Source organism: Pseudomonadota bacterium (assembly GCA_010028905.1).
Classification (GTDB): domain Bacteria; phylum Vulcanimicrobiota; class Xenobia; order RGZZ01; family RGZZ01; genus RGZZ01.
Map to the genome: position 1 here is coordinate 1 of RGZZ01000661.1, position 2,249 is coordinate 2,249.

Genomic DNA, 2,249 nt, shown 5'->3' on the forward strand with positions numbered 1-2,249 from the left:
CTCATATCCGGAATGTGGCGCAGCGATATCTGACTGGTGACCTCGCGTCGAATGAAGCCACGCGCGCTGTTCAGGCCCGCGATGGCGTCCTCCCGCTCCTGCGCCTCGCCCATGACACTCACGTAGACGCGGGCATGGCGAAGATCGGGCGAGACTTCGACATCGGTCACCGTGACGAAGCCCACACGAGGGTCCTTGACCTGGGGAATGATCTGCGAGGTCACCTGCCGCAGGAGGTTGCGCACGCGATCGAGGCGATGGCTGCCCATCAGTCGCGTGCCTTCTCCTCCATCTTGTAGGCCTCGATGATGTCGCCCTTCTGGAAGTTCGGGAAGCGCTCGATGGAGATGCCGCACTCGTATCCTGCGGCAACTTCCTTCGCGTCGTCCTTGAACCGCTTGAGCGAATCGATCTTGCCCTCAAAGGCCACCACGCCGTCTCGCAGCACGCGGACGTCGCAGTTGCGAATGACCTTGCCCTCGGTGACGTAGCAGCCCGCGATGGTGCCGATCTTGGAGAAGGTGAAGATCTCGCGCACCTCGACGCGTCCGAGCGCCACCTCTTCGAACTCGGGAGCCAGCATGCCCTTGAGCGCTGCCTGGATGTCCTCGATGAGATGGTAGATCACGCGATAGCTGCGAATGTCTACGCCTTCCTGTTCGGCCAGCTTCTTGACATTCGGGTCCGGGCGGACGTTGAACCCGATGACAATGGCGCTCGACGCCGTCGCCAGAAGGATGTCGGACTCCGTGATGGTCCCCACGCCGCCGTGAACCACATTCACCTTGACCTCGTCGGTGGTGAGGCGCAGGAGTGAGTGCTTGAGCGCCTCGACCGAGCCCTGGTTATCTGCCTTCACGATGAGGTTGAGGTCCTTGACCTCGCCCGCCTGCATCCGGTTGAACAGGTCGTCGAGGCTGGTGCGCGGCATTGCAGACGCACTGCCCTTCTCACGCACGCGCAGCTCACGCTGCTCTGCGATGTTCTGGGCCATCTTCGCGTCATCGACGACCTGAAGGAGGTCACCTGAGGCGGGCACGGTGTTGAGGCCGATGATCTCGGCCGCCATGCCCGGAGAGACCTTGCCGATGCGCTTCTGATGGTCGTTGATCAGGGCGCGGACCTTGCCCCAGGCCGGGCCGACGACCACCGCGTCATTGACCTTCAGCGTGCCGGTCTGCACCAGCACCGTGGCCACCGGGCCGAGACCCTTGTCGATCTTGGCCTCGATGATGATGCCCTGGGCCTTGCGGAGCGGGTTGGCCTTCAGCTCTGCCATCTCGGTGACGAGCAGGATCATCTCGAGGAGATCATCGATGCCGGTCTTCTGCTTGGCCGAGATGGGCTGGCAGATGGTTGTGCCACCCCAGTCTTCTGGCACGAGCTCGTGCTCGGTGAGCTGCTGCTTCACGCGGTCGACATTTGCATTCGGCTTGTCGATCTTGTTGATCGCCACCACGATGGGCACCTTGGCCGCCTTCGCGTGGTTGATGGCTTCGATGGTCTGCGGCATGATGCCGTCGTCAGCCGCCACCACCAGCACCGCGACGTCGGTGACCTTCGCGCCACGGGCACGCATGGCGGTGAACGCTTCGTGACCCGGCGTATCGATGAAGGTGATGAAACGGCCGTTGTGGTCGACCGAGTAGGCACCGATGCTCTGCGTGATGCCGCCCGCCTCGCCTGCCGTGACGTTGGTGTTGCGAATGGCGTCGAGCAGCGAGGTCTTGCCGTGGTCGACGTGACCGAGCACCGTGACCACGGGAGGGCGCGTGACGAGGTCTTCCTCCTTCTCGCTCTCCTGGGTGACCTCTTCGTGCTCCTCGGTGAGGACTGCGTTGAAGCCGTGCGACACGGCGATCTGCTGGGCCTTGTCGAACGTGATGGTCTGGTTGATGGTCACCAGAAGCCCTTGACTCATGAGCGTCTTGATGATCTCGGTCGGAGAGATGCCGAGCTTGCCGGCAAGCTCCATGACGGAGATGTGATCGGGAATCTCGAGGTCCTTGAGCTCAACGGTGGGGGCCACCGCCACGGGGGCAGGCGCGCCGTAGCCTTTGCGCCCGCCCTTGTGCTGCTGACGATCACCGAAGCGTCCTCCGCCAGGGCGCCCGCCCTGCTGGCGTCCGAAGGCGCCGGGGCGCTGACCGTAGGGAAGGGGGCGAGGCTGGTGCGGCGACTGCATGGGGGGAGGCGCGCCAGGCGTGATGGTCGGGCGCACCGCTGGACCACGCATCGGACGTGGAGGA

The 2,249-nt window shown here is 64.0% G+C and carries 2 protein-coding genes; both read right to left on the minus strand.

From position 1 onward, the window contains the following. The coding region (gene rbfA / locus EB084_24050; protein NDD31336.1) for a 30S ribosome-binding factor RbfA at window positions 1–269 on the minus strand (269 nt) is incomplete at its 3' end. Next, window positions 269–2,249 (minus strand): translation initiation factor IF-2 (locus tag EB084_24055; GenBank protein NDD31337.1); only part of this gene is annotated, 1,981 nt, incomplete at its 5' end. The genes EB084_24055 and rbfA, both read right to left, overlap by 1 nt.